This is a genomic window from Polymorphobacter fuscus (genome assembly GCF_011927825.1).
GTDB classification, from domain to species: Bacteria; Pseudomonadota; Alphaproteobacteria; order Sphingomonadales; family Sphingomonadaceae; genus Sandarakinorhabdus; species Sandarakinorhabdus fusca.
Genome location: NZ_JAATJI010000001.1, coordinates 1,221,476 through 1,246,384 on the forward strand (window position 1 = coordinate 1,221,476; position 24,909 = coordinate 1,246,384).

General features: G+C 67.5%; 21 protein-coding genes. 9 read left to right on the plus strand and 12 right to left on the minus strand.

Features of this window, described 5'->3' with window-relative positions:
- The first annotated feature begins 52 nt into the window (after window positions 1-52).
- The 3 genes from GGQ62_RS05865 to GGQ62_RS05875 are packed head-to-tail and all read left to right on the plus strand — an operon-like array spanning window position 53 to window position 1,662.
- A complete protein-coding gene (locus GGQ62_RS05865; RefSeq protein ID WP_424022222.1) occupies window positions 53-352 on the plus strand; it encodes an ArsR/SmtB family transcription factor in 300 nt (99 codons plus the stop codon).
- Window positions 353-356: 4 nt separating this feature from the next.
- Window positions 357-875, plus strand: a complete 519-nt coding sequence (locus GGQ62_RS05870; protein WP_152578747.1) for a rhodanese family protein — start codon at window positions 357-359, stop codon at window positions 873-875.
- A 7-nt stretch (window positions 876-882) separates the two neighbouring features.
- Window positions 883-1,662, plus strand: coding sequence for a sulfite exporter TauE/SafE family protein (locus GGQ62_RS05875; RefSeq protein WP_152578748.1), 780 nt, complete (start codon window positions 883-885; stop codon window positions 1,660-1,662).
- Window positions 1,663-1,696: 34 nt separating this feature from the next.
- On the opposite strand, the gene GGQ62_RS05880 is transcribed toward GGQ62_RS05875, so the two are convergent.
- On the minus strand, window positions 1,697-4,060 hold the full coding sequence (locus GGQ62_RS05880) for a putative bifunctional diguanylate cyclase/phosphodiesterase (protein WP_152578749.1): 2,364 nt from the start codon (window positions 4,058-4,060) through the stop codon (window positions 1,697-1,699).
- Between the two features lie 118 nt (window positions 4,061-4,178).
- On the opposite strand from GGQ62_RS05880, the gene GGQ62_RS05885 reads away from it, so the two are divergent.
- The gene (locus tag GGQ62_RS05885) at window positions 4,179-6,506 is read left to right on the plus strand and encodes an ATP-dependent helicase (RefSeq protein WP_152578750.1); all 2,328 of its coding nucleotides are present in this window, start codon (window positions 4,179-4,181) and stop codon (window positions 6,504-6,506) included.
- A gap of 30 nt (window positions 6,507-6,536) precedes the next feature.
- On the opposite strand, the gene GGQ62_RS05890 is transcribed toward GGQ62_RS05885, so the two are convergent.
- The 3 genes from GGQ62_RS05890 to GGQ62_RS05900 all read right to left on the minus strand — a co-directional run bounded on the left by GGQ62_RS05890 (window position 6,537) and on the right by GGQ62_RS05900 (window position 10,303).
- The gene (locus GGQ62_RS05890; RefSeq protein ID WP_152578751.1) at window positions 6,537-8,663 is read right to left on the minus strand and encodes an alkyl/aryl-sulfatase; all 2,127 of its coding nucleotides are present in this window, start codon (window positions 8,661-8,663) and stop codon (window positions 6,537-6,539) included.
- Window positions 8,664-8,789: 126 nt separating this feature from the next.
- Window positions 8,790-9,719, minus strand: coding sequence for a LysR family transcriptional regulator (locus GGQ62_RS05895; RefSeq protein ID WP_167649498.1), 930 nt, complete (start codon window positions 9,717-9,719; stop codon window positions 8,790-8,792).
- Window positions 9,720-9,928: 209 nt separating this feature from the next.
- Window positions 9,929-10,303 (minus strand): hypothetical protein, encoded by a 375-nt coding sequence (locus GGQ62_RS05900; RefSeq protein ID WP_152578753.1) that lies wholly within the window; start codon window positions 10,301-10,303, stop codon window positions 9,929-9,931.
- Between the two features lie 245 nt (window positions 10,304-10,548).
- Between GGQ62_RS05900 and GGQ62_RS05905 the strand changes: the two genes are divergently transcribed.
- Both GGQ62_RS05905 and cysK read left to right on the plus strand, forming a co-directional pair.
- On the plus strand, window positions 10,549-11,835 hold the full coding sequence (locus tag GGQ62_RS05905; RefSeq protein WP_152578754.1) for an MFS transporter: 1,287 nt from the start codon (window positions 10,549-10,551) through the stop codon (window positions 11,833-11,835).
- Between the two features lie 30 nt (window positions 11,836-11,865).
- Window positions 11,866-12,783 carry a cysteine synthase A gene (cysK, locus tag GGQ62_RS05910; RefSeq protein WP_152578755.1) on the plus strand — a complete coding sequence of 306 codons (918 nt, stop codon included), beginning with the start codon at window positions 11,866-11,868 and terminating at the stop codon, window positions 12,781-12,783.
- Here cysK and GGQ62_RS05915 read toward each other — a convergent pair.
- The 7 genes from GGQ62_RS05915 to hisI all read right to left on the minus strand — a co-directional run bounded on the left by GGQ62_RS05915 (window position 12,750) and on the right by hisI (window position 20,774).
- Complete coding sequence (locus tag GGQ62_RS05915) at window positions 12,750-13,640, minus strand: metallophosphoesterase (RefSeq protein WP_152578756.1); 891 nt, start codon at window positions 13,638-13,640, stop codon at window positions 12,750-12,752. The two genes, cysK and GGQ62_RS05915, sit on opposite strands and share 34 nt — an antisense overlap.
- A gap of 214 nt (window positions 13,641-13,854) precedes the next feature.
- Window positions 13,855-16,071 carry a 3-hydroxyacyl-CoA dehydrogenase NAD-binding domain-containing protein gene (locus GGQ62_RS05920; protein WP_152578757.1) on the minus strand — a complete coding sequence of 739 codons (2,217 nt, stop codon included), beginning with the start codon at window positions 16,069-16,071 and terminating at the stop codon, window positions 13,855-13,857.
- A gap of 108 nt (window positions 16,072-16,179) precedes the next feature.
- Window positions 16,180-17,391, minus strand: coding sequence for an acetyl-CoA C-acetyltransferase (locus GGQ62_RS05925; RefSeq protein WP_152578758.1), 1,212 nt, complete (start codon window positions 17,389-17,391; stop codon window positions 16,180-16,182).
- 118 nt (window positions 17,392-17,509) lie between these two features.
- Window positions 17,510-19,303 (minus strand): acyl-CoA dehydrogenase C-terminal domain-containing protein, encoded by a 1,794-nt coding sequence (locus GGQ62_RS05930; protein WP_152578759.1) that lies wholly within the window; start codon window positions 19,301-19,303, stop codon window positions 17,510-17,512.
- 24 nt (window positions 19,304-19,327) lie between these two features.
- Window positions 19,328-19,765: a MerR family transcriptional regulator gene (locus GGQ62_RS05935; RefSeq protein ID WP_152578760.1), complete on the minus strand. Its 438-nt coding sequence runs from the start codon at window positions 19,763-19,765 to the stop codon at window positions 19,328-19,330.
- A 32-nt stretch (window positions 19,766-19,797) separates the two neighbouring features.
- On the minus strand, window positions 19,798-20,415 hold the full coding sequence (locus GGQ62_RS05940; RefSeq protein WP_152578761.1) for a Rossmann-fold NAD(P)-binding domain-containing protein: 618 nt from the start codon (window positions 20,413-20,415) through the stop codon (window positions 19,798-19,800).
- The gene (hisI, locus tag GGQ62_RS05945; protein ID WP_152578762.1) at window positions 20,412-20,774 is read right to left on the minus strand and encodes a phosphoribosyl-AMP cyclohydrolase; all 363 of its coding nucleotides are present in this window, start codon (window positions 20,772-20,774) and stop codon (window positions 20,412-20,414) included. The genes GGQ62_RS05940 and hisI overlap by 4 nt, the downstream gene beginning before the upstream one ends.
- Before the next feature lie 103 nt (window positions 20,775-20,877).
- Here hisI and purF point away from each other — a divergent pair, with 103 nt between their 5' ends.
- From purF to GGQ62_RS05960, 3 genes are all read left to right on the plus strand, one after another.
- On the plus strand, window positions 20,878-22,335 hold the full coding sequence (gene purF, locus GGQ62_RS05950) for an amidophosphoribosyltransferase (RefSeq protein ID WP_152578763.1): 1,458 nt from the start codon (window positions 20,878-20,880) through the stop codon (window positions 22,333-22,335).
- A 110-nt stretch (window positions 22,336-22,445) separates the two neighbouring features.
- Window positions 22,446-23,126, plus strand: a complete 681-nt coding sequence (locus GGQ62_RS05955; RefSeq protein ID WP_152578764.1) for an SDR family NAD(P)-dependent oxidoreductase — start codon at window positions 22,446-22,448, stop codon at window positions 23,124-23,126.
- 49 nt (window positions 23,127-23,175) lie between these two features.
- A complete protein-coding gene (locus GGQ62_RS05960) occupies window positions 23,176-23,775 on the plus strand; it encodes a hypothetical protein (RefSeq protein WP_152578765.1) in 600 nt (199 codons plus the stop codon).
- An 11-nt stretch (window positions 23,776-23,786) separates the two neighbouring features.
- On the opposite strand, the gene GGQ62_RS05965 is transcribed toward GGQ62_RS05960, so the two are convergent.
- Complete coding sequence (locus tag GGQ62_RS05965) at window positions 23,787-24,842, minus strand: aldo/keto reductase (protein WP_152578892.1); 1,056 nt, start codon at window positions 24,840-24,842, stop codon at window positions 23,787-23,789.
- Window positions 24,843-24,909: the final 67 nt, after the last annotated feature.

The window sequence follows — 24,909 nt, forward strand, 5'->3', positions numbered from 1 at the left end:
TGAATATATATTAGATAGTGCTAAATTAGCAATAGGTAATGGAATGGTGATGATGGATCTCTCCACGTTCGAGGCAAAGGCCGGGCAGGTTGCCGAAACGCTGAAGGCGATCGGCAACGCGCGGCGGCTGATGCTGCTGTGCAAGCTCGTCGAGCATGGCGAGGTGACGGTCGGCGACCTGGCGCGCGAGGTCGGCCTGTCCCAATCGGCCTGTTCGCAGCATCTGGCGAAGATGCGCGACGAAGGGCTCGTCACCTACCGGCGGGAAAGCCAGGTGCTCTGGTACGCGATCGCCGATCCCCGCGTCGAAACGCTGCTCGGCACCCTTTACCAGCTTTACTGCAAGGATTGATGCGATGACACTTGCTACCCTTTCCCCTGCCGACACCCGCGCCGCGATCGATGCCGGCGCTCGGCTGATCGACATTCGCAGTCCCGACGAACATGCGCGCGCGCGGATCCCCGGCGCGGTGAATTTGCCGCTCGACCGGATCGGCGACCTGCAGCCTGACGGGCGCCCGATCATCTTCCACTGCAAGTCCGGGATGCGCACGTCGGCCAGCGCCGCAAAGCTGGCGGCGGCTGCGCACGGCGCCCCGGCCCATATCCTGTCGGGCGGGATCGATGCGTGGCGCGGCGCGGGACAGACCGTCATCACCGACCGGACCCGGCCGCTGGAGATCATGCGGCAGGTGCAGATCACCGCGGGCGCGCTCGTGCTCGCCGGGGTGCTGCTGGGCCTGTTGGTGGCGCCCGGCTTTTTCGGCCTGTCGGCATTCGTCGGCGCAGGGCTGATCTTCGCAGGGGTGACGGGCTGGTGCGGAATGGCGAAGCTGCTGGGCATCATGCCGTGGAACCGGCGCGCGCCGGCCTGATGCGATCATGGACACCGCCACCATCATGGGCGCGCTCGCCTCGGGCGGCGTCATCGGCCTCATCCTTGGCCTGGTCGGCGGCGGCGGGTCCATCCTCGCCGTGCCGTTGCTGATCTATGTTGTCGGGATGCAATCGCCCCATGCCGCGATCGGCACAGCCGCCGTTGCGGTCACCGCCAGTGCCTTCGGCAGCCTGATCGGCCATGCCCGCGCCGGGCGGGTGAAGTGGCGGTGCGCCGGGGTATTCGCCGTGTCGGGCATGGTCGGCGCGGCCTTGGGTGCCGAGCTGGGCAAGGCGTTCGACGGCAAGAAGCTGCTGCTGCTGTTCGGGCTGCTGATGATCGGCGTCGGCCTGTCGATGCTGCGGAAGCGCCGGACGGCGGAAGCGCCCGATGTCCGCCTGACGCAGGACAGTGCTGGGGTGCTGCTGCCACGCCTCGTTCCGATCGGCCTGGGCGTTGGCCTCGCCGCCGGCTTCTTCGGCATCGGGGGCGGTTTCCTGATCGTGCCGGGGCTGATCCTGGCGACCGCCATGCCCCTGCCTTATGCGATCGGCACCTCGCTGGTGGTCGTCGGCGCCCTTGGGCTGACCACGGCGACCTCCTATGCCACATCGGGGCTGGTCGATTGGGGCGTGACCGGATTGCTGGTCGCGGGCGGGTTCGGCGGGACGATCGCCGGCATCATACTGACGAGGGTGATCGGCGCGCGCAAGGGCCTGCTGGAGCGCGGCTTTGCCGCGGTCGTGATCGCGGTGGGCGGCTATGTCGTCCTGTCATCGACGTGACGTCGCGCCGTTCGCGAAACGGCCGAAAGCGGCCTCACTCCGCCACCAGCCGCAGCCGCGTCGCCGGCCGCACCAGCGCGGTTGCCTCCTCCGGCGGCATCGGCCGGCCGAACAGGTAACCCTGGATCTGTTCGCACCCCAGGGCGCGGCAGAATTCGAACTCCTCGCGGGTTTCGGTCCCTTCCGCCGTCGTCGCCATGTCGAGCGAATGCGCCAGGCTGACGATGGCCTGGATGATGGCGCCGGCTTCGGACCCCGGCTGGACGGCGCGCGACACGAAACTGCGGTCGATCTTGATCCGGCTGAACGCCGCCTTGTGCAGATAGCCGAGCGACGAATAGCCGGTGCCGAAATCGTCGAGCGCGAAGCTGACCCCAAGGCCGCGCAGCGCTGCCAGCTTGGCCGTCGTCGCCGGCTTTTCATTGAGGAACAGGCTTTCGGTGATCTCCAGCTCCAGCCGTGCAGGGTCGAGATCATTGTCGGCCAGCGCCCGCTGCACCGTTTCGATGAGCAATGGATCCTCGATCTGCGCCGGCGACAGGTTGACCGCGACCCGGACATGGTCGGGCCAGCGCGCCGCCCAGGCACAGGCATTGCGGATCACCCAATGGCCGATCGGGATGATCAGCCCGGTGGCTTCGGCGACGGGGATGAACTTGTCGGGCGGCACCTTGCCGTGCGCCGGATGGTTCCAGCGCAGCAGCGCCTCGAAGCCGACGATATGTTCGTCGGACGCCTCGACCACCGGCTGGAACGCCAGCGACAATTCCCCGCGCGCCAGCGCCTGGGCCAGGTCCGCCTCCAGCGCGCGGCGTTCCTCCGCCTTGTCGCGGATGGCGGGAATGAAGCGGCAAGCGGCGCCGCGGCCGTTCGACTTGACCTCGTACAGCGCCAGGTCGGCGCTTTTCAACAGCTTGTCGACGCTGCCGCCATCGGATGGGCCCAGCGCATAGCCGACACTGGCGCCGATGGTGGCGCTGGCACCATCGAGCGGAAACGGTTGCGCCAGCGTCGCCACGATCGCCCGGGCGACATGGTCGACACGCCGGGCCGAACAATCGGGCAGCATCACCGCGAACTCGTCGCCGCCCAGCCGGGCGATGGTGGCGCCGCCGCCGATGGCATCGCGCAATCGCCCGGCGGTTTCGCGCAGCAACCTGTCGCCGGCGCTGTGGCCCAGCGTGTCGTTGACCGCCTTGAAGCGATCGAGATCGATGAACAGCAGCGCGCACGACTTCCCCGTCCGCACCGCCCGCGCCAGCGCATCCTCCAGCGCTTCGCGGAACAGCGCCCGGTTGGCGAGGCCGGTCAACGGGTCGAACCGCGCCAGCTGGGCAATGCGTTCATGGCTGCGCCGCGCCTCGGTGACATCGCGGCCGACGCCGCGATAGCCGGTGAACATCCCGGCCGAATCGAACTTGGGGGTGCCCGACAAGGCCCACCAGCGTGTTTCGCCGCCGACATCGACCGGCACGGTGATATCGCGAAAGCCGCGCCGCGCTTCGAACGTCGTCGTCAGCGTGCGGATCGCCGCCCGCGCCTCCCCCTGCCGGTCACGGCCGAGCAGGCCCAGCAGGGGCTGGCCGAGCAGGTCCGACCGCGGCCGCCGCGCCACATCCGCCAGCCGCGGCGAGACATGGGTCAGCCGGCCTTCGTGATCGACCTCGATCAGCCAGTCGGAGCCATTGGCCTCGAATTCGTTGAGCAACAGCCGCACGACCTCGTTGCGATCGCCCAGTTCGATCTGCGTCCGCATCCGCGCCATCATCGAAAAGCTGGTGACGATGACGCCGCGGACGATGAGCAGCGCAAAGGTCACGAAGGCCAGCACCACCGCCGGCGACAGCAGCGCCGACCCGGCCGGCATCGCCAGCAGCGCACCGCCGCCGATGATGACCACCAGCGCGATGGCGCAGACCGGCATCACCGCCGCGGCAAAGCCGCACGCCCCCATCGCGGTCAACGACAGCAACAGCAGCAGCGCCTGCTTGTCGAGATCGGCAGCCGGCATCAGATGGGCGAGCATCGCCGCCCAGCAGGCGCCGAAGGCCACCACCTCGGCGGTGATCGCCCAGAACAGCGCCGCACCGGCGACGGCGATCTCGCCGCGCCGGCGGATGGTCAGGAAACGCAGCGTCCACAACAGCGCCAGCCCGGCCATCACCAGCCCCCAGGCGATGCGGAAATCATGCTCGGCAACGCCGTTGAAGCTGAACAGCAGGGCGACGACATTCACGATCATCAACGCGACATTGAACGGCACATAGCGGTTGAGCGCATGCAGCTGCGCCGCGCGGACCTGCGCGAAAAACGGGTCATCGCCCTGGCCGAAGCCGAACACCTGGTGCCAGCCGACAGCGGTGCCCGCCGCGATCGGCGGCTTGAATATTGCAGTCATCGCGTCCCTCCCCCTTGCGTCGGGCGCCGCGTTCGGCACTACCGGCAGAACAACGGCGAGGGCGGCGGTGGGTTAAGCCGTGCTTGGCAAAGCGTTCCTTGTTCCCTAAGTGTTCACCATGGCTTCCTCGCCCGCCCTCACTTCGCCGGCCTGGCTCGACGGGCTCAACCCGCCGCAGCGGCAGGCGGTGCTGACCACCGAGGGTCCGGTGCTGATCCTTGCCGGCGCCGGCACCGGCAAGACGCGGGCGCTGACGGCGCGGCTGGCGCATATCCTCTACAGCCGCCTCGCCTGGCCGTCGGAAGTGCTCGCCGTCACCTTCACCAACAAGGCCGCACGGGAGATGCGCCACCGCATGGAGATGCTGGTCGGCGAAATGGCGGAGGGCATGCCGTTCCTCGGCACCTTCCACGCCATCGCGGCGCGGATGCTGCGCCGCCACGCCGGGCTGGTCGGGCTCGACGCCAATTTCACCATCCTCGACACCGACGACCAGCTGCGCCTGCTCAAGCAGGTGGTCGCCGAAGCCGGGCTGGAGGAAAAGCGCTGGCCGGCCAAGCAGCTGGCGGGGATGATCGACCGCTGGAAGAACCGCGGCGAGCTGCCCACGGACGTTCCGCCGGGTGAATCGCTCAGCTTCGGCGACGGCACGCCCGGCACCGCCGGCGCGACGCTCTATGCCCGTTACCAGCAGCGGCTGGCGGCGCTCAACGCCGCCGATTTCGGCGACCTGCTGCTCCACATGCTGACGATCTTCGACCAGCACCCCGATGTGCTGGCGGAATGGCGCAAGCGCTTCAAATATATCCTCGTCGACGAATATCAGGACACCAACAGCGCCCAGTATCGCTGGCTGACGCTGCTTGCCGCCGATCGCCGCAATATCGCCTGTGTCGGGGACGACGACCAGTCGATCTACAGCTGGCGCGGCGCCGAAGTCGCCAACATCCTGCGCTTCGAAAAGGATTTCCCCGGCGCCACCGTCATCAAGCTCGAACAGAATTACCGCTCGACGGCGCCGATCCTCGCCGCCGCCAATGGCCTCATCGCCCACAACAAGGGCCGCATCGGCAAGGCGCTGTTCACCGGCGACACGTCCGCCGGCGAACCGATCAAGGTCATCGGCGTATGGGACGGGCCGGAGGAAGCGCGCCTGGTCGGTGACAAGGCGGAACAGCTGGCGCGCGACGGCAGCAGCCTCAACGACATGGCGATCCTCGTCCGCGCCCAGTTCCAGACGCGGGCGTTCGAGGACCGGTTCGTGTCGATCGGCCTGCCCTACAAGATCGTCGGCGGCTTCCGCTTCTACGAACGCGCCGAGATCCGCGATGCGCTGGCCTATCTGCGCATCGTCGCGTCGCCCAACGATGCGCTGGCGTTCGAACGCATCGTCAATGTGCCAAAGCGCGGGCTGGGCGACAAGGCGATGGGCGCCCTCCACGCCCAGGCGCGGCGGATGGACCGGCCGCTGCCGCAGGCCGCTGCATCGCTGGTCGATACCGACGAACTGACTCCGGCGGCGCGGCGCTCGCTGAAGGCGTTTCTCGCCGATCTCGCGCGGTGGCGCGAACAGGCCGCCGACCTGCCCCATGCCGAGCTGGCGCGCGTCATCCTCGAGGAATCGGGCTATGTCGCGATGTGGCAGGCCGACAAGTCGGTAGAGGCCGATGGCCGGCTCGAAAACCTCATCGAACTCACCCGCGCCATGGCGGACTATCCGTCGCTGACGGCGTTTCTGGAACATGTCAGCCTGGTCATGGACAATGACGCCAACGATGCGTCCGAAAAGCTGACGATCATGACGCTCCACGCCGCCAAGGGGCTGGAATTCGACCATGTCTTCCTTGTTGGCTGGGAGGAAGGCGTTTTCCCCAGCCAGCGCGCCATGGACGAAGGCGGCACCAAGGCCTTGGAGGAGGAACGCCGGCTGGCCTATGTCGGCATCACCCGCGCCCGCCGCAGCGCGACGATCATCCACGCCGCCAACCGCCAGATTTACGGCCAGTGGACCGCCGCCATCCCGTCGCGCTTCATCAGCGAGATTCCGCCGGCGCATGTCGACGTCAGCAGCACGATGAGCGGCGGGCCCAGCCTGTGGCGCGCCGCGCTGGCCAATTCCGGCGCCGGCGGCGACCCGTTCGGCGACGTCCAGCGCGGCACCGGCAGAGGCCCGGGCTGGGCCCGCGCTGCCCAGCACGGCGGTTTTGCCCGCGACGCGGGCGGGGGCCGCCTTGCCGCCAACCGCACGCCCGCCATCGAAGTCCGCGCCAGCGCCGTGTCGGTCGGTCTGAAGGGCCGCAGCGACGTCGCCGTCGGCGCCCGCGTCTTCCACACCAAATTCGGCAACGGCACCGTCACCGCCATCGACGGCAACAAGCTGGAAATCGATTTCGAACATGCCGGCGCAAAGCGCGTGCTCGACAGCTTCATCGAGATCGTCGGGTAGAGCGGCTTTCGAAAACCGCTGTAAGTCCCCTCATTCCGAAATCGCCAGCCGATCGACCACATATTGGAACGGCTTGGCACCGGTCTGCACCGGCCGCGCGTTGCGGGTGCCGGGAAAAATCTCGAAATCCGGCGTGAACACGGTCAGGGTCGACCGCAGTTCGTCGAACGGCCGGCGATCGCCTTCGAATCGCGCCAGGCCCGCCTGTTCCAGTTCCTCGAACGTGTTCGTCCCCATCATCACCTGCGTCAGGTCGGCGCGGTTGACGGTGATCGTCAGCGCCGCCTTGGGGTCGGTGAACCCCTGGATATTGTGCAACGTCGCGTTCGACATCTCGATCTTGAAGCGCTCGCCATTGTCGGGCGTCACCAGGTTGACGGTCCATGCCATGGATTCGGCCTTGCGACTGTCCATGCTGATGCCGAGGAAATCGAGCCATTGCGCCGTCGTCATGCTGCTGACGATATCGGGGCTCGACGAATTGGCCACCGCCACATCGGCGATGCCGCTGCGCAGTTCGGCGGCGAGCTGCAGGTAGGAATTGCGAAAGCTGGTGCTCTCGCTCTGATAGCCCAGCTGTTCGAAGGCGTCGGCGAGCAGGTTGCGCCCCGCCTGGTTGGTCGGCTGGGCATAGACGAGATGCTGGAGGATCTGCGCCGCCTCGCGATATTGGCCGTTGCCGTTCAGCGTCCGGCCCTTGGCGAGAATGGGATCGGCACCCCCCATCATCTCGACGAACAACGGGCCGATCGCAGTGGGGGACGGCGGTTCCAGATTGGCCGGGTTGCCATCCCAATAGCCGAGATAGCGGTTGACGATGGCGCGGACATTGTTGCCGAGCGCGCCATGATAGCTGCGGGCGGCCCATTGCTGCTCCAACGATTTCGGCACGCGATAGACATTGTGGACCTGGTTGATCGTCACCCCCTGGTTGGCGAGGTGCAGCACCTGCGAATGCATGTTGGCGTAAAGGTCGCGCTGGGCGCGCAGCACCTCCATCGCCCGGGCATTGCCCCAGCGTGGCCAGTGATGCGACGCGAACATCACCTCCATGTCGGGAAACAGGTTCATCGCCAGGTTGATCTGCTTGGACCATTCCATGCTGTTGCGTACCGGCGCGCCGCGCAGCGTGTAGACATTGTGGATAGTGCCGGTGACATTCTCCGCCGACCAGAACGCCTTCCATTCGGGGAACCAGGTGTGCATCTGCACCGGCGCCTCGGTATCGGGGGTGTTCTGGAACACCATCTTGACCCCGTCGATCGTCAGCGCCTCGAGATCGGCCTTGATCGACGTCGTCGGCGCGATCAGCGTCGGCATTCCCGCCGACACATTCTTGCCGAGCGACTGGTCGACATGGCCGAAGGGACTGCGCCGCAGGATGGTGGCATATTGGATACGGCTGCGACGGCTCATCGCATTGCCGGCAAAGACATTTTCCGAAATCGCCTCGCGCAGAAAATTGTCGGGGGCAATGATCCGGGTGCGGCCGGCGCGGACATCGGCTTCGGACGCGACACCGCGGACGCCGCCGAAATGGTCGATGTGGCTGTGCGAATAGACGACCGCGACCACCGGCCGGCGGCCCAGCCGGTCGTTGATGAACTTCAGCGCAAAACGCGCCACTTCCTGCGTCGTCAGCGGGTCGAAGACGATCCAGCCGGTCGCGCCCTTCACGAAGGTGATGTTGGTGAGGTCGAGCCCGCGCACCTGGTAGATTTTGCCCGGCAGGACTTCGTACAGGCCGGCGTTCATGTTCAGCCGCGCCATGCGCAGCAGCGACGGGTTGATGCTGGTGAAGTCGTGGTCCTGCAGCAGCCACTTGTAGCTGTCGAGGTCCCAGGCGATATGGCCCGCGTCGGCCATCACCGTGTTCGCCGGCAGCGGCGCAATGAAACCGCGCCGGGCTTCCGCCAGGTCGCGCGTGTCGCTGAACGGCAGCGCCGCGGCCAGTTGCGCGCGGACGGCAAGCGTGGCCGCAGATGGCGGCTTGCCTTCGGGGTGAAAATGCCGGTTTGCGGCGGCATCCGGGTCCAGCAGCGGATTGGCGGCAGCGCCCGGCGCCTGCGCGGGTTGCCCCTGCGCGGGCTGCGCCGCCAGCAGGGCGAGCGACGCCCCCGCCAGCAGGGCATCGCGAAACCAGATGACGCGGCGCATGTCCGTCTCCCCCCATGCCGACCCGCGCGACGGGCGCGCGGCGCAACCGGCAATAGGCCCTGGGGAGGCGCTGAATAGACGCGGTGCGGTTGCCGGGGTGTCAACCGGCAGGACACACCCTGACGGTCATTGCTCGTCGAACGAAATCGTCTCGTCGATCAGCGCGGCGATGGCGGTCACGGCGGGAGTCCGGGCCCCGTCCGCCAGCACGCAGAACACGTCATGGTCGAAACGCGGGCCCGCCATGCGCAGTTCGACCAGCCCGTGCGAAGCGCACAGCCGGGCACCGATCCCGGCGGCGGTGATGAGCAGCACGTCCGATTCGAGCACGCTTTGCGCCAGCAGGTCGAAGTCCGGACCCATGAAGGCGATGCGGGGATCGACGCCGACCTGCTCCCGATACCAGCGCAGGAAGCGGCTATAGGGTTGTTCGAAACCGGCCAGCGCATAGGGGGCGATGTCGGGCCAGGCGACGCACGCGCGCCCGGCGAGCGGGTTTTGCGGCCGCGCCAGCACCACCGACCGCAGCGTCTGGATGCGATGCGCGGTGCACCCCTGTGGCACGCTGAGGTCTTCCAGATGGCAGATCGCAATGTCGTGGACGCCCTGGCACAGGCCGCGCAACAGCGCGTCGGCGCTGCCTAGGGTCATGCTGATCTGCAGGTCGGGCCAGCGCAGCCGCGCCTGCGGAATCAGCCGCGCGGCGACCGCACCGGCCGCGAACGGCCCGGTGCCGATGCGCAGCCGCCCGCCCGGCCCCCCGCATTCGCGCTCGAACGCCTCCTGCGCCGCCGCCAACTGGCCCAGCGCGTCGCGCCCGGCATCGAGAAACCGCCGGCCGACCGGCGTCGGTTCGACGCCGGCCGCCGACCGGGCAAAGACCGGGCCGCCGAGCCGCGCTTCGGCCTGCCGCACCATCTTGCTGATCGCGGCCGGCGTGATGCCCAGCGCCGCCGCCGCCCTGCGGATGCTGCCCGCCTCGGCCACCGCCAACAGCACCGCCACGCACCGCGATCCGATGGCATGGCCGGAAATCTGGTGGCGCAGGTCGGCCATGCCCAAGGATAGACGATGCCGTAACGAGCCGTCCAGCACCCGCCGCCGGCCCGCCATCGTCGCGGGTCAGGCGATGGTGGGCACGATGCCGCCTTCCGGTCCGTCTGGTACGCGATTGCCGTTTTGGCGATTTCGCGCACAATCCGCGCCGCGGACGTGCGCGATGGCTTCGTGGTTGTCGGCCCGCCGCAATCCGGCGGGCCAAGCGCCTAATTGCCTTCCCGCATCCAGCCGCTGCAGCGTGCCAGCCAGCGCTCGAGTTCAGCGATCATCGTCGCATAATCCGGCATTTCGGCATCATGGACGGTTTCGGCGGACCCATCGAACAGAAAGGGCAGATTGGTGCGGCGCCGCCCGCGTTCGGTGCGCGGCCATGGCTGATAGACCACGACCAGATGAAATTTGCCGTCCGGATCGAATTCCGGACGAAATTCGACATCGACGGAAAACCGTTGCCGTTCATTGACGGCCCGAAATACCGACGATCCCCCGAAGTCTCCCCGTTCGGCGCGACTGGTTTCGTAAAGTGTATTCCATTCGATGATCCATCCGCCGGGAATGCGCAGCGGCTGAAGGCTCAACATACAAGGCTCGGCACCGCCATCGGCACAAGGGGTTTACCGACGATCTGCCTCCTGCAACATGGGAATCTGCTTTCCCGCCGCGCGCCGATGCGCGTGCGGCCGCGTTCAAGGCATTGACAGCGATAGCCGGCCATCGTGATCGTCCCCCATCCACCCCCTGCCATAGCCGATTCCGCGACGCAATCGGATCGGCGGCGGTCCGGGTTCCTTGCCGATCCCGCGTCCCGCCCCTAGATCGTCGCACCGTGGCCAACATCCCCGCACCGTTCCGGATCGCCAATTATCGCGCCTTCTGGGCGGCGCGGTTCATGGGCACCATCGCCAGCATGATGCTGGTCATCGTCATCGGCTGGCAGGTCTATGACATCGCCCGCGCCACCATGAGCCCGCGCGATGCCGCCTTCCTGCTCGGCATGGTCGGGCTGGTGCAATTCGTGCCGATGTTCAGCCTGACCCTTGTCGTCGGAGTCATCGCCGACCGCGTCGACCGCCGCCATATCGCCCGCGCCGCAACCGCGCTGGAGCTTGGCTGTGCGGCGGCGCTGGCCTGGCTGGTGCTGCACGACGACATCACTATCCGGGCGCTGTTCGTCGTCGCCTTCCTGTTCGGCGTCGCCCGCGCCTTTGCCGGGCCCTCGCTGTCCGCACTCGCCCCCAACCTTGTGCCACGCGCCATCCTGCCCTCGGCGATCGCGCTCAATTCGATCAGTTGGCAGGCCGGCGCCGTGGCGGGGCCGCCGCTGGGGGCGTTCCTCTATGCCGCGGCGCCGGCCATTCCCTATCTGACCGCGGCCGGGCTGTTCACCGCGACGCTGATCGCGCTGTTCCGCATCGGCCCGGTGCCGCGCCCCGAACCGTCGACCGTCTCGCCCTGGCGCAGCCTGGTCGAAGGGCTCGGCTATGTCCGCAACAACCGCATCGTTCTTGGCGCCATCAGCCTCGACCTGTTCGCGGTGCTGCTCGGCGGCGCCACCGCGATGCTGCCCGTTTATGCCCGCGATGTCCTCCATGTCGGTGTCGAAGGGCTGGGGCCGCTGCGCGCCGCGCCGGCGGTAGGCGCCGCGCTGACGGCGCTGGTGCTGGCCTTTCGCCCGCTCAGCCGCCGCGTCGGCCCGGTGATGTTCGTCTGCGTCGGGCTGTTCGGCGTCGCCACCATCGTCTTCGGCCTGTCGACCGACATCCGCATCTCGCTGGCGGCGCTGGTCGTGCTCGGCGCCGCCGACATGATCTCCATGTACGTCCGCGCCTCGCTGATCCAGCTGCACACGCCTGATTCCATGCGCGGCCGGGTATCGTCGGTGTCGATGCTGTTCGTGTCCGCCTCCAACGAGCTGGGCGAGTTCGAAAGCGGCGTCACCGCGGCGTGGCTGGGGCCGGAGGAAGCCGTCGTCGCCGGCGGCATCGGCGCCATCATCGTCACCTTCGCCTGGGCCTGGGGCTTTCCCGAACTGCGCCGCGCCGACCGCTTCGACGTGCCCGAACCGCGTCCCGTCGATATGGCGGGTGACGAAAAACCGAGCGTTGCGGTATAGATTGCAGCAACGAATTCAGGAGAGTCGCACGTGAAAGCCCGCAGCATCCTCGATACCATCGGCAACACGCCGCATATCCGCGTCGCGCGGCTGTTCCCCGATGCCGAAGTCTGGATCAAGTCCGAACGCGCCAACCCCGGCGGATCGATCAAGGACCGCATCGCCGTGGCGATGATCGAGGCCGCCGAGGCCGATGGCACGCTGCAACCCGGCGGCACCATCATCGAACCGACCAGCGGCAACACCGGCATCGGCCTCGCCATGGTCGCGGCGGTGAAAGGCTACAAGCTCGTCCTCGTCATGCCCGAATCGATGTCGCTCGAACGCCGCCGGCTGATGCTCGCCTATGGTGCCACTTTCGACCTGACGCCGCGCGAAAAGGGCATGAAGGGCGCCATCGCCCGCGCCGCCGAGCTGGTCGCCGAAACGCCCGGAAGCTGGATGCCCGGCCAGTTCGAAAACCCCGCCAACATCGACGTCCATGTCCGCACGACGGCCGAGGAAATCCTCGCCGATTTCGCCGATACGCCGATCGACGTGCTGATCACCGGGGTCGGCACCGGCGGGCATATCACCGGAGTCGCCGAAGTGCTGAAAAAGGCCTGGCCGGCGCTGAAGGTGTTTGCCGTCGAACCGGCCGCATCGCCGGTGATTTCCGGCGGCCAGCCGAGCCCGCACCCGATCCAGGGCATCGGCGCCGGCTTCATCCCCGCCAACCTCCACACCCAGCTGCTCGACGGCGTCATCCAGGTCGATGCCGGCGCCGCCAAGGCCATGGCGCTGCGGTCTGCGACCGAAGAAGGCACGCTGGTCGGAATTTCATCGGGGGCGACGCTGCAGGCGATCGCGCAGAAGCTGCCCGACCTGCCCGCCGGCAGCCGGGTGCTGGGTTTCAACTATGACACCGGCGAACGTTATCTGTCGGTGCCGGACTTCCTGCCCGGCTGATCCGCCGGCATCGGCGGACTGCCGCCCGACGCCAACGGCTGGCCGCCCGGAACCAACGTCAGCTCGACGATTTCGGGCGGCACGCCGATGCGCACCGGCACATTGGTGGTGCCCAGCCCCGATGACACGATCATCGTCTGGGCACCGGCGCGGAACAGGCCGCGCTGGTGTGCGGCATAATAGGCATTGATCGACCAGGCGCCCAGGATCGGCAGCTTGATCTGTCCGCCATGGGTATGCCCGGCCAGCATCAGCACCGGGCGCGTCTGCAGCCACTGGAAATAGGTCGGTTCGTGGACGATCACCAGCACCGGCTTGTCACGGGGCGCGCGTCGGATGGCGCGGCGCATGTCCTCCACCGCCGGGCTGCCGCGCATGACATCGTCTGCACCGACGATGGTGACCGGCCCGGCATCGGCGCGCGTGCCGACAAGCAGTCGCACCGGACCGGCGACGAGCGCGGGCGCGGTCTTGGCGCGATCATCATGGTTACCCAGCGCTGCATAGACGCCGAGCGGCGCCGCGAGGTCGTTGAACGGCGCCAGCGCGGCACGGGTCTGCGCCGGCGTCCAGCTGTCGGGGTTGCCCGAAACATAATCGCCGGTCAGCACGATCAGGTCGGGCTTCCGCGCGTTGATCATCGCCACCACCCGCTGCAGCCGTTGCGGCGGCATGTCGATGGCACTGGCATGGCTGTCCGACAGCTGGATGACGCGCAGCGGCGCCCGCAGGCCCGGCATCGCCACGGTGTAACGGGCGATGCGCGGGTCCTGCACCGCCGACATCACGCCCCAGGCGCCAAGCAGCACCGGCAACGCCAGCGCGGCGGCGAGCAGGATCAACAGGATGCGAGGCATGGCGCCACCTGCCCCGCCGCCGCGGCAGCGTCAACCGCGGGCTTGCTCACTGGCTACGGCTCCAGTTCCGCTTATCCCGAGCGAAGTCGAGGGACGCACGCCTTCGCCCCAACCACCCCGTCACCCCCGCGAAGGCGGGGGTCCATTTCCAGAACTCGGGAGATGGACCCCCGCCTTCGCGGGGGTGACGATGATGGGTCGCTTGACCCTACACCTATGCCGCCGCCTTCAACCGGGCGCGGCCGTAGAAGGTCTCGCCCTTTTCGGCCATGTCGCGCAGCAGATGCGGCGGGGCGAAGCGTTCGCCGTGGCGCTGCGCCAGCCCGTCGAGAATGGCGACGACATTGGCGAGGCCGATCGTGTCCATATGGCTGAACGGCCCGCCGGTGAACGGCGCAAAGCCCCAGCCGAAGATTGCGCCCAGGTCGCCATCCTCGGGCGTTTCGAGCACGCCTTCGGCAAAGCAGCGCGCACATTCCACCAGCTGGCGGTAGAGCAGCCGCTCGCGCACCGCCTCCGGCGTCGGCTGTGTCGGCGCGAGGCCGTCACTGACCGTGGCGACCAGATCGGGCCACAGATATTTCTTGCCGCCCTCGGGATAGACATAGAATCCCTTGCCGTTCTTGCGCCCCTGCCGGCCAAGCTCGTGCATCGTCTCGATGACGGCGACGCCAGGCTGTTCGACATATTTGTCGCCCAGATCGGCCTTGGTCTGCTGCCCGACCTTATACGACAGGTCGAGCCCGACTTCGTCGTTCACCGCCAGCGGCCCGACCGGCATGCCCATCTGCTTGCCGACATTTTCAATCAGCGCCGGCACCGTGCCTTCGCCGAGCAGCGCCAGCCCTTCCTGGACATAGGTGCCAAAGCAACGCGACGTGTAGAAGCCGCGGGAATCATTGACGACGATCGGCGTTTTGCGGATCGCGGCGACATAGTCGAGCGCCTTGGCGATCGCCTCCGGCCCCGTCTCCTTGCCCACGATGATTTCCACCAGCGGCATTTTTTCGACCGGCGAGAAGAAGTGGATGCCGATGAAGTTCGCCGGCTTCGACCAGGCGGTGGCAAGGCCGGTGATCGGCAGCGTCGAGGTGTTCGAGCCGAAGATTGTGTCGGCACCGACGACCGCCTCGGTGGCCTTGGTCACATCGGCCTTGATCTCGCGGGTTTCGAACACCGCTTCGATGATCAGGTCGCAACCGGCGAGGTCGGCATAATCGGCCGTCGGGTGGATGCGGTCGAGGATCGCCTGCGCCTTGGCCGGGTCGGTGCGCTTCTTCGCCAGCCGGTCGGCGGTGTACTGCTTGCCCTTTTCGGCCGCGGCCAGATCACGGTCGAGCAGCACCACCGCGATGCCGGCCTGCGCCGTCACCATCGCCACCCCGGCCCCCATCAGCCCGGCGCCGAGCATGCCGATCTTCTTCGTCGGCATTGCGGCCACGCCGGCGGGGCGGCGGGCGCCCTTTTCGGCGGCCTGTTTCGACACGAACAGGCTGCGGATCATGTTGCCGGCTTGGGGGTCGGCGACGACCTTGGCGAAATATTTGCTCTCCACCCGGATCGCGGTGTCCATCGGCAGCTGCGTGCCTTCATAGACGGCGCTGAGGATCGCCTTTGGGGCGTTCATATTGTCGCCGGCGTTGACATGCGTCATCGCGGTGCCGGCCATGAAGGTCTGGGCAAAGGCGGGGTTGAAGGCGCCGACGCCGCCGGGGAATTTGAAATTCTTCTCATCCCAGGGCTGCACGCCCTTGGTCGGGTTGGCCTTGACCCAATCCTTGGCGGCCTGGACCACCTGGTCGGCCGGCACGACCGCCTGGACGACGCCGAAGCCGAGCGCTTCCTGCGGCGACATGTTCTTGCCCTGCAGCAGGTACATCAGCGCCGGCTGCACCCCCATCAGACGCGGCAGCCGCTGCGTGCCGCCGGCGCCCGGGAACAGCCCGACCATGACTTCGGGCAGGCCCAGCGTGATCTTCGGATTGTCGGCGATGACGCGATAATGACAGGCGAGAACGAACTCCAGCCCGCCGCCGAGCGCCAGCCCGTTGACCGCCGCCGCCACCGGCTTGCCGCAGGTTTCGAGGTCGCGCAGCAGGCGGTTGAGCTGGAAGACGCCGTCGAACAACGCCGCCATCTTCGATTTGGGAGCAGTCTGCGGGTCGCCTCCGGCTCCGGCGGGCAATGCCACACCGCCGCCGAACAGCGCACCCATGCCCTTCAGGTCGGCGCCAGCCATGAAGCCCGACGGCTTGCCGCTGGTCAGCACGGCGCCCTTTACGGCGTCATCGGTCTTCAGCCGCACGATCGCGGCGGCGAGGTCGCGCTGCACTTCGGGGGTGATGACATTCATCGACTGGCCGGGGACGTCGATGGTGAGCAGCAGGATGCCATCGGCATCGAGTTCGGAACGGATTGCGGTATCGGTCATTTGGGGTCTCCACTGCTCCCCTCCCGCTTGCGGGAGGGGTCGGGGGTGGGGGAGCGCGGGCAAGCTGTGGCAGGATCCGCCGGCCTCGCCCGCAAGCGGGAAGGCGGTTCAGATTCGCTCGATGATCGTCCCGGTGCCCATGCCGGCGCCGACGCACAGGTTGATCAGCGCCGTGCCCTTGCCCGTCCGCTCGAGCTCGTCGAGCACCGTGCCGAGGATCATCCCGCCGGTGGCGCCGAGCGGGTGCCCCATGGCAATCGCGCCGCCGTTCACATTGACCTGGTCATGGTCGATGTTCATCGCCTGCATGTAGCGCAGCACCACCGACGCAAAGGCTTCGTTGAGCTCGAACAGGTCGATATCGTCGGTGGTCATCCCGGCGCGCTGCAGCACCTTGGCGGCGACGAACTCGGGGCCGGTCAGCATGATCATCGGCTCCGACCCGATCGACGCCATGGCGCGGATGCGCGCGCGCGGCCGCAGGCCGTATTTCTCGCCCATCGCCTTCGATCCGATCAGCACCGCCGACGCGCCGTCGACAATGCCCGACGAATTGCCGCCGTGATGGACATGGTCGATCTTCTCGATCTCGGGGTAACGCATCAACGCGATGGCATCGAAGCCGGGCATCTGCTCGCCCATGGCGGCGAACGCCGGCGCCAGGCCGCCGAGCGACTGCATGTCGGTCTGCGGGCGCATATGCTCGTCATGGTCGAGCACGGTTTCGCCGATGACGTCCTTGACCGGCACCACCGAGCCCTTGAACCGGCCTTCCGACCAGGCCCGGGCCGCGCGCTTCTGCGATTCCATCGCATAGGCATCGACGTCGGCGCGGCTGAAGCCATATTTCGTCGCGATCAGATCGGCACCGATGCCCTGCGGCGCGAAATAGGTCTTCCACGCCACCGCCGGGTCCATCGCCCAGGCGGCACCGTCACTGCCCATCGGCACCCGGCTCATGCTCTCCACACCGCCGCCGATGGCGAACAGCGCCTCGCCGGTCATCACCTTGGCCGCGGCCATGTTGACGGCTTCGAGGCCGGAGGCACAGAAGCGGTTGATCTGCACGCCCGCCGTCGTTTCGGCATAATCGGCGTTGAGCACGGCGACGCGCGCGATGTCGCTGCCCTGCTCCCCAACGGGCGACACGCAGCCGAAGATCACATCGTCGACGTCGCTGGTGTCGATGCCGGTGCGGTCACGCACCGCCTGCAGCACCTGGGTGCCGAGCTGGATCGGCGTGATCTCGTGGAGCTTGCCGTCCTTCTTGCCCTTGCCGCGCGGCGTGCGGACGGCGTCGTAGATATAGGCTTCAGCCATGGTCGATCCTTCTGCTCCCCTCCCGCTTGCGGGAGGGGTCGGGGGTGGGTTCTCTATTGTGCTGCTGGTCGTGGGCCCCACTGCCCACCCCCAGCCCCTCCCGCAAGCGGGAGGGGAGCTAAAACGCCGAAACCGGCATCGCCATCATCGCCTCGCTCCCGGCCTCCAGCTTGGCCCGCAACGCCCGCGCATCCGGAAAATAGCGTTGGGCGTAATAGCGCGCCGTCACCAGCTTCGCTGTATGGAAGTCGGTATCGGTCGTCCCGGCATCAAGCGCCGCATGGCTCGCCCCGGCCATCAAAAGCCACATGTGACCGAGGGCGACGATCCCCATCAGGTGCAGATAGGCCGTCGCACCGGCGCCGGCATTGTTCGGATTGGCCAGGCCGTTCTGCAACAGCCACATCGTCGCCGCCTGCAGATCGCCCAGCGCCTTTTCCAGCGGCGCGGCAATTTCGGCCAGCCGTTCGTCACCCCTGGCATCGGCCAGCGCGCCATTGACCAGCGCCAGATAGGCCTGCGTCCCGCGCCCGCCATTTGCCCCGAGCTTGCGCCCCACAAGGTCCATCGCCTGGATGCCGTTGGTGCCCTCATAGATCTGCGCGATCCGCGCATCGCGGACGAACTGCTCCATCCCCCATTCGCGAATATAGCCATGCCCGCCGAACACTTGCTGGCTCTCCGTGGCGATGCGGTAGCCGAGGTCCGTGCAATAGCCCTTGATCACCGGCGTCAGCAGGCTGATCAGGTCGTCGGCGAGCTGGCGTTCCTCGGGCGTCGCCGCCTTACCGGCCAGATCGACCTGCAACGCCCCCCACAGGATCAGCGCCCGCGCACCCTCGTTGAAAGCGCGGCCGTCCATCAGCATCCGCCGCACGTCGGGGTGAACGATGATCGGGTCGGCCTTGGCCGCCGGGTCCGCCGGCCCGGTCAGCGCCCGGCCCTGGGTGCGGTCCCGGGCATAGTCCACGGCGTTCTGATAGGCGACCTCGCCCATCGCCAGCCCCTGGACGCCGACCCCGAGCCGCGCCGCGTTCATCATGATGAACATGGCGCGCAGGCCCTTATTCTCCTCCCCCAGCAGATAGCCGGTGGCGCCGTCATAGTTGAGCACGCAGGTGGCGTTGGCGTGAATGCCCATCTTGTGCTCGATCGACCCGCAGACGACGCCGTTGCGCGCCCCCAGCGACCCGTCGTCGTTGACGAGGAACTTGGGCACGATGAACAGCGAAATGCCCTTCACATTGTCGGGCGCCCCGCTGGTCTTGGCCAGCACCAGATGGATGATATTGTCGGACAGGTCGTGCTCGCCGGCCGAAATGAAGATCTTGGTGCCGGTGATCTTGTAGCTGCCGTCGTCCTGCGGCGCGGCGCGGGTGCGGATGAGGCCGAGGTCGGTGCCGCAATGCGGCTCGGTCAGGTTCATCGTCCCGGTCCAAACGCCCTTGACCATGTTGGGCAGGAACCGGTGCTTCTGTTCGGCGCTGCCGACCGCCTCGATCGCTGCCTGCGCGCCTTCGTTCAGCCCCGGATACATGCCGAACGCCATGTTGCTGCTCGACATATATTCGCTGAAAGCGGTGCCGACGACATAGGGCAGGCCTTGGCCGCCAAAGGCTTCGTCGGCCATCAGCGTCCCCCAACCGGCCTCGACGAACTGGTCATAGGCGGCCTTGAACCCCGCCGGCGTCGTCACGCTGCCGTCGTCGTGGCGGGTGCAGCCCTCGATGTCCCCGGACAGGTTGATCGGCGCCAGCACATTCTCGCAAAACTTGCCGCCTTCCTCCAGGATCGCCTTGACGACATCGGGCGTCGCCTGGCCAAAGCCTTCCAGGTTCGAATATTTTTCAAGGCCGACAACGGCGTCGAGGACGAACTGGGTGTCCTTCACCGGGGCACGATAGGCTGGCATGATTTCCCTTATACTGTACGAATATTACTGGTTGGCGGCCTTTGGCGAGACCGTTTCGACCAGCGTGCAGAACATTTCGAGTTCCTCGATCGTCGCGTCGATATCGGCGCGCTGCTCGGCAAGCGCCTGGATCCGCGCCCGGCATTTGTCGAGCGTCACCCGCCGCTGCGTCGAGCGGCCATCGCCAAGATCGTAAAGGTCGATCATCTCGCGGATTTCGGCGAGGCTGAAACCGACATTTTTGGCGCGCAGGATCCACGCCAGCCGGGCCCGGTCGCGGCGCGAATAGACCCGGTTCTGTCCCTGCCGCTCCGGCGCGATCAGCCCCTGGTCCTCGTAGAAGCGAATGGCGCGCGGCGTGACGTTGAAGGTCGTCGACAGCTCGGTAATGGTGAAGCTTTCGGCCGTGCCGGGGCCGTGCGGCAGCTGCAGAACGGCGAAGGCATGCACGGCGTCGGACATGCGAATGATTCTAGTTTACGTTAACGTAAGGGTCAAGCCGCAGCCAGCGCCACCAGCGCCCGGTTTTCGTGGACGAAGCGCCCCGACACCACGCGGTCGGCGAGCACGGCGATGGCGCCGGCCACGACTTCGGCCGGGATTCCGCCGTAGCGCGCCAGCCTGCCGACCAGCAACGGGCCGAGCCAGGGCACGATGACCTGCAGCACCGCCTCCACCGGCCGCCGGTCGTCGCGCGGCCCCAGGATCAGCCCCGGCCGGATGATATCGAGCCGGGCGAACCCCAACGCCGCCAGGTCGCGCTCGACCTCGCCCTTGACCCGCGAATAGAAGACGCGGGAGGCTGGATCGGCACCGACTGCCGTCACGACGATGAAGCGGGAAACGCCGGCCACCTGCGCCGCCCGGGCAAAGGCAAGCACCGCGTCATGGTCGACGGCACGAAAGGCCGTCTCGCTGCCCGCGGCGCGGATCGTCGTGCCCAAGGCGCAGATCGCCACTTCGGCGGCGGGCAGCGGCGGCAGCGCGGCAAAATCCGCGACCACCTCGCCGGCCACGCCGGTGGCGCGACGCCCGACCGGAATGGCGCCCGGCACCAGCGCCCGCACCCGCGACCCCACCAGCCCCGTCGCGCCGGCGATCAGCGCCGTCATCCGACTGCATCCCGCACCAGCCCGCCGTCGGTCAACCGCCGGTAAAAACACGACCGTTCGCCGGTGTGGCACGCCGGCCCCGCCGGCGCGACCTTCAGCCAGATCGCGTCCTGGTCGCAATCGACCCGCATCTCGACAATGCGCTGGATATGCCCCGACGTCGCGCCCTTGTGCCACAATTGCTGCCGCGACCGGCTCCAGTAATGCGCCTCGCCGGTGGCGATCGTCGCGGCCAGCGCATCGGCATTCATGTGCGCCACCATCAGCAGGTCGCCGGTCTCGGCATCCGTGGTGACAGCGGTGATCAACCCCGCCGCATCCCAGCGGGGTTCGAGCGACAGGCTGTTTTCATGGCTCATGTGACACTTCCGGGACGGTTTGGGGGGCGACAAGCGCGCTGCCCGCCCCTATATGCCGCCAAGGCGCGGCGCTGACGAGGCTCCCATTGCAATGACCGATCACATGCTCACCACCGACCCGTGGGAGGACGACCATCTGCATGAGGAATGCGGGGTCTTCGGAGTCTATGGCGCCGATGGCGCCGCGGCGCTGGTGGCGCTCGGCCTCCACGCCCTCCAGCATCGCGGCCAGGAAGCCGCCGGCATCACCACCTTCGATGGCCGCGATTTCCACACCCATCGCGCCATGGGGCATGTCGCGGGCAATTTCGATTCGGACGAGGTGATCCGCAAGCTGAAGGGCGAGATCGCCATCGGCCACAATCGCTATTCAACCACCGGCGAAACCGCGCTGCGCAACGTCCAGCCGCTGTTCGCCGAACTGTCGTCGGGCGGTTTCGCCATCTGCCACAATGGCAATATCTCCAATGCCATGACGCTGCGCCGCGATCTCGTCCGCCGCGGCTCGATCTTCCAGTCGACCAGCGACACAGAAGTCATCATCCACCTCGTCGCGACCTCGGGCTATCGCACCCTGCTCGACCGTTTCATCGATGCGCTGAAGCGCGTCGAAGGCGCCTACAGCCTGATCTGCCTGACGCCGGAAGGCATGCTCGCCTGCCGCGACCCGCTCGGCGTCCGCCCGCTGGTGCTCGGCCGGTTGGGCGATTCTTACATCCTTGCCTCGGAAACCGTCGCGCTCGATGTCGTCGGCGCCACCTTCCTGCGCGCTGTCGAGCCGGGCGAACTCATCATCATCTCGCCCCGCGGCCTGCGCAGCCTGCGCCCGTTCGAGGCCCAGCGGCCGCGCCCGTGCATCTTCGAACATGTCTATTTCAGTCGTCCCGATTCGGTCGTGGAGGGCAACAGCGTCTATCAGGTGCGCAAGGCCATCGGCGCCGAACTGGCGCGTGAAAGCGCCATCGATGCCGACATGGTCGTCCCGGTGCCCGACAGCGGCACCCCGGCCGCCATCGGCTATGCCCAGGAATCGGGCCTGCCGTTCGAACTCGGCATCATCCGATCGCACTATGTCGGGCGCACCTTCATCCAGCCCGGCGACCAGATCCGCAACCTGGGCGTCAAGCTCAAGCACAATGCCAACCGCGCGATGATCACCGGCAAGCGCATCGTGCTGATCGATGATTCGATCGTGCGCGGCACCACGTCGCTGAAAATCGTCCAGATGCTGCGCGAAGCCGGCGCCGAGGAGGTGCACATGCGCATCGCCAGCCCGCCGACCCGCCACAGCTGCTATTATGGCGTCGACACGCCCGAACGGTCGAAGCTGCTGGCGGCGCAGATGAACGTCGAGGCGATGCGCGACTATATCAAGGTCGACAGCCTTGCCTTCCTGTCCACCGACGGCCTGTATCGCGCCCTCGGCGAAGCCAAGCGCAACGACAATGCCCCGCAATATTGCGACGCCTGCTTCACCGGCGACTATCCCACCCGCCTGACCGACCAGGAGGATGTCGAAATCCCCGACCAGCTGAGCCTGCTCGCCGAACGCGTGATCTAGCCCTTTCCCTTCTCCCCTCCCGAAACGGGAGGGGTCGGTGGGCCTTGCCGCCCCCACAATCCCCGAAATAAACCCGCTCCCGTCCCGGGAGGGGAGCAGAGAAGTCACCGATGACCGACACCGCCGAATCCACCCAGAAGATCGCTCTCGTCACCGGCGCCAGCCGCGGCATCGGCGCCGCCACGGCGCTGGCGCTCGCCCAGGCCGGCTATCACCTCATCCTCACCGGGCGCAGCGAGCAGCATCTTGCCGAAGTCGAGGGCAAGATTCACGGCGCCGGCGGCACCGCCACCATCGCCCCCTTCGACCTTGCCGACAGCGACGCCATCGATCGCCTCGCCGCCGCCATCGGCGCCCGCTGGGGCCGGCTCGACCTCCTCGTCCTCAACGCCGGGCAGCTCGGCACGCTGGCACCGCTGCCGCATATCGAGGTCAAGGAATGGAACAGCGTCATCAACCTCAACCTGACCGCCAACTGGCGGCTGGTCCGCGCCTTCGACCCGTGGCTGCGGCAGAGCCCGACCGCCGATGTCGTGGCGCTGACCTCCACCGTCGGCCATGAACCGCGCGCCTATTGGGGGGCCTATGCAGTGTCGAAAGCGGCGCTGGAAAGCATGATCGCCATCTACGGGCTGGAGGTCGAGGCGATCACCGGCATCCGCACCCATGTCGTCAACCCGGGTGCCACCCGGACCGCAATGCGGGCGCGCGCCTTCCCCGGCGAAGACCCGCAGACGGTCAAGCCGCCCGAAGACGTTGCCGCGATGATCCTGGCTGTCTTGCCGCGTTAAGGCAGCGTCGGGCATAAGCCGTGCCAGTGCCATCAACCGGATCCCGACCATGACCGAAACCCCCGCCGCCGCCGCCAAGCGCCGCCGCTGGATCAGCATCGGCGAAACCGTCGGCATCCTGGCGCTGGTCATCTCGGGCATCAGCCTGTGGGACTCGCACCAGGACCGGGTCGCCAACCGCGCCGCCACCGCTGCCGCTGCCCGGGCCAAACCCGCCGCCGTCGCGCCGCTGGTGCTGACCGCGACCGCCGACGCCGCCGGCGAAACGCTGCGCCTCGCCTCCCCCAACGCCGAGCGCGTGATCCAGACGCAGACCATCGTTTTCCCGGCCGCACTTGGCGTTGCCAGCGTCGATACCGTTGGCAACCCGCGGATCGAGGCGGACTGGTTCGCAGCGGCCCTCCACAAGGCCGTCGGCGACGACCGCAAGGCCGGCCGCCTGCCGATCGGCGTCGTCACCCGCTACACCGACAATGGCACGGAGCGCGAGGACACCGCCATCTACGACATCGGCCATGGCTGGCGCGAACGGCTGCTGCAACGCGACATGCCGGTGCTGGAAGGCATCACGCTGGTCCAGCGTGCGCCCAAAAACCTGCAGGCGCGGCTCGATTCCCGCTGGGTGCAGCTCCATCCGGCGAAGGAATAGCGCCGGCGGGCCTACCAGCCTGCCACGTCATGCCCGCCGAATATCAACCGCCGGACCGCTGGTGCTGCCAGCGCCGCAGTGAACCCCGGTGTCGGGGCACTGGCAGCATCGAGCCGCGCCAGCTGGTCGTCGTCGAGCCGGATCGTCGCGGCGGCGATATTGCTGTCCAGCTGCTCGCGCGTGCGCGCGCCGACCAACGTCGAACCGACCCCCGGCTGCGCCATCGCCCAGGCCAGCGCCACCTGCCCCGCCGGCCGCCCGAGTTCACCGGCGACCGCCTTGACGACATCGAGGATCGCCCAGTTTCGGTCGGCGAACTTGCTGTTGCCGAAGGGATTGGCGCCGCTCAGCCGGCCGGTGTCGCCGGTGGCGCCGCGCCGGTATTTGCCGGTCAGAAAGCCCCCGGCCAGCGGGCTCCACGGCATCACTGCCATGCCGGCGGCGCGGGCTGCCGGCAGATGTTCGGCCTCGATATCGCGCGCCACCAGCGAATATTCGAGCTGCATGGCGATCGGCCCCGGCACATGGCGTTCGGCAGCGATCGTCGCGGCCTGCATCGCCACCCAGGCCGGCATGTCCGAAAAGCCGAAATAGCGGATCTTGCCCGCCCGCACGAGGTCACCAAGCGTCTGCACGATCTCCGCCACCGGCGTGACACCATCCCAGACATGCATCCAGTAAAGATCGACATAATCGGTCCCCAGCCGCTGCAGCGAGGCATCGAGGGCGCGGTGGATGTTCTTGGCGCCGGCGCCGCCGGCATGCGGGTTGCCGCCGCCCGATGCCGTCGCAGTGGCGTTGAACCCGAACTTCGTCGCCAGCACCACCGCGTCGCGCGCACCGCTGTCCCGGATGAACTGCCCGACCAGCGTCTCGCTTTCGCCGCCGGCATAGATGTCGGCGGTGTCGATGACATTGCCGCCGGCGCCGCGATAGGCGTCGAAGATGGCGCGCGCCGTCGGCGCATCGGCGTTCCAGCCACCGCTGCCGAAGGTCATCGTCCCCAGCGCCAGCGGACTGACGACCAGGCCCGAGCAGCCGAGCGTGCGATAGGCGGTGAGGGACATGGTCAAGACTTTCCTAGCGATCGATAGCAAACACCTGCTACCTGGGTCACCAAAGGTCAACCAGTTT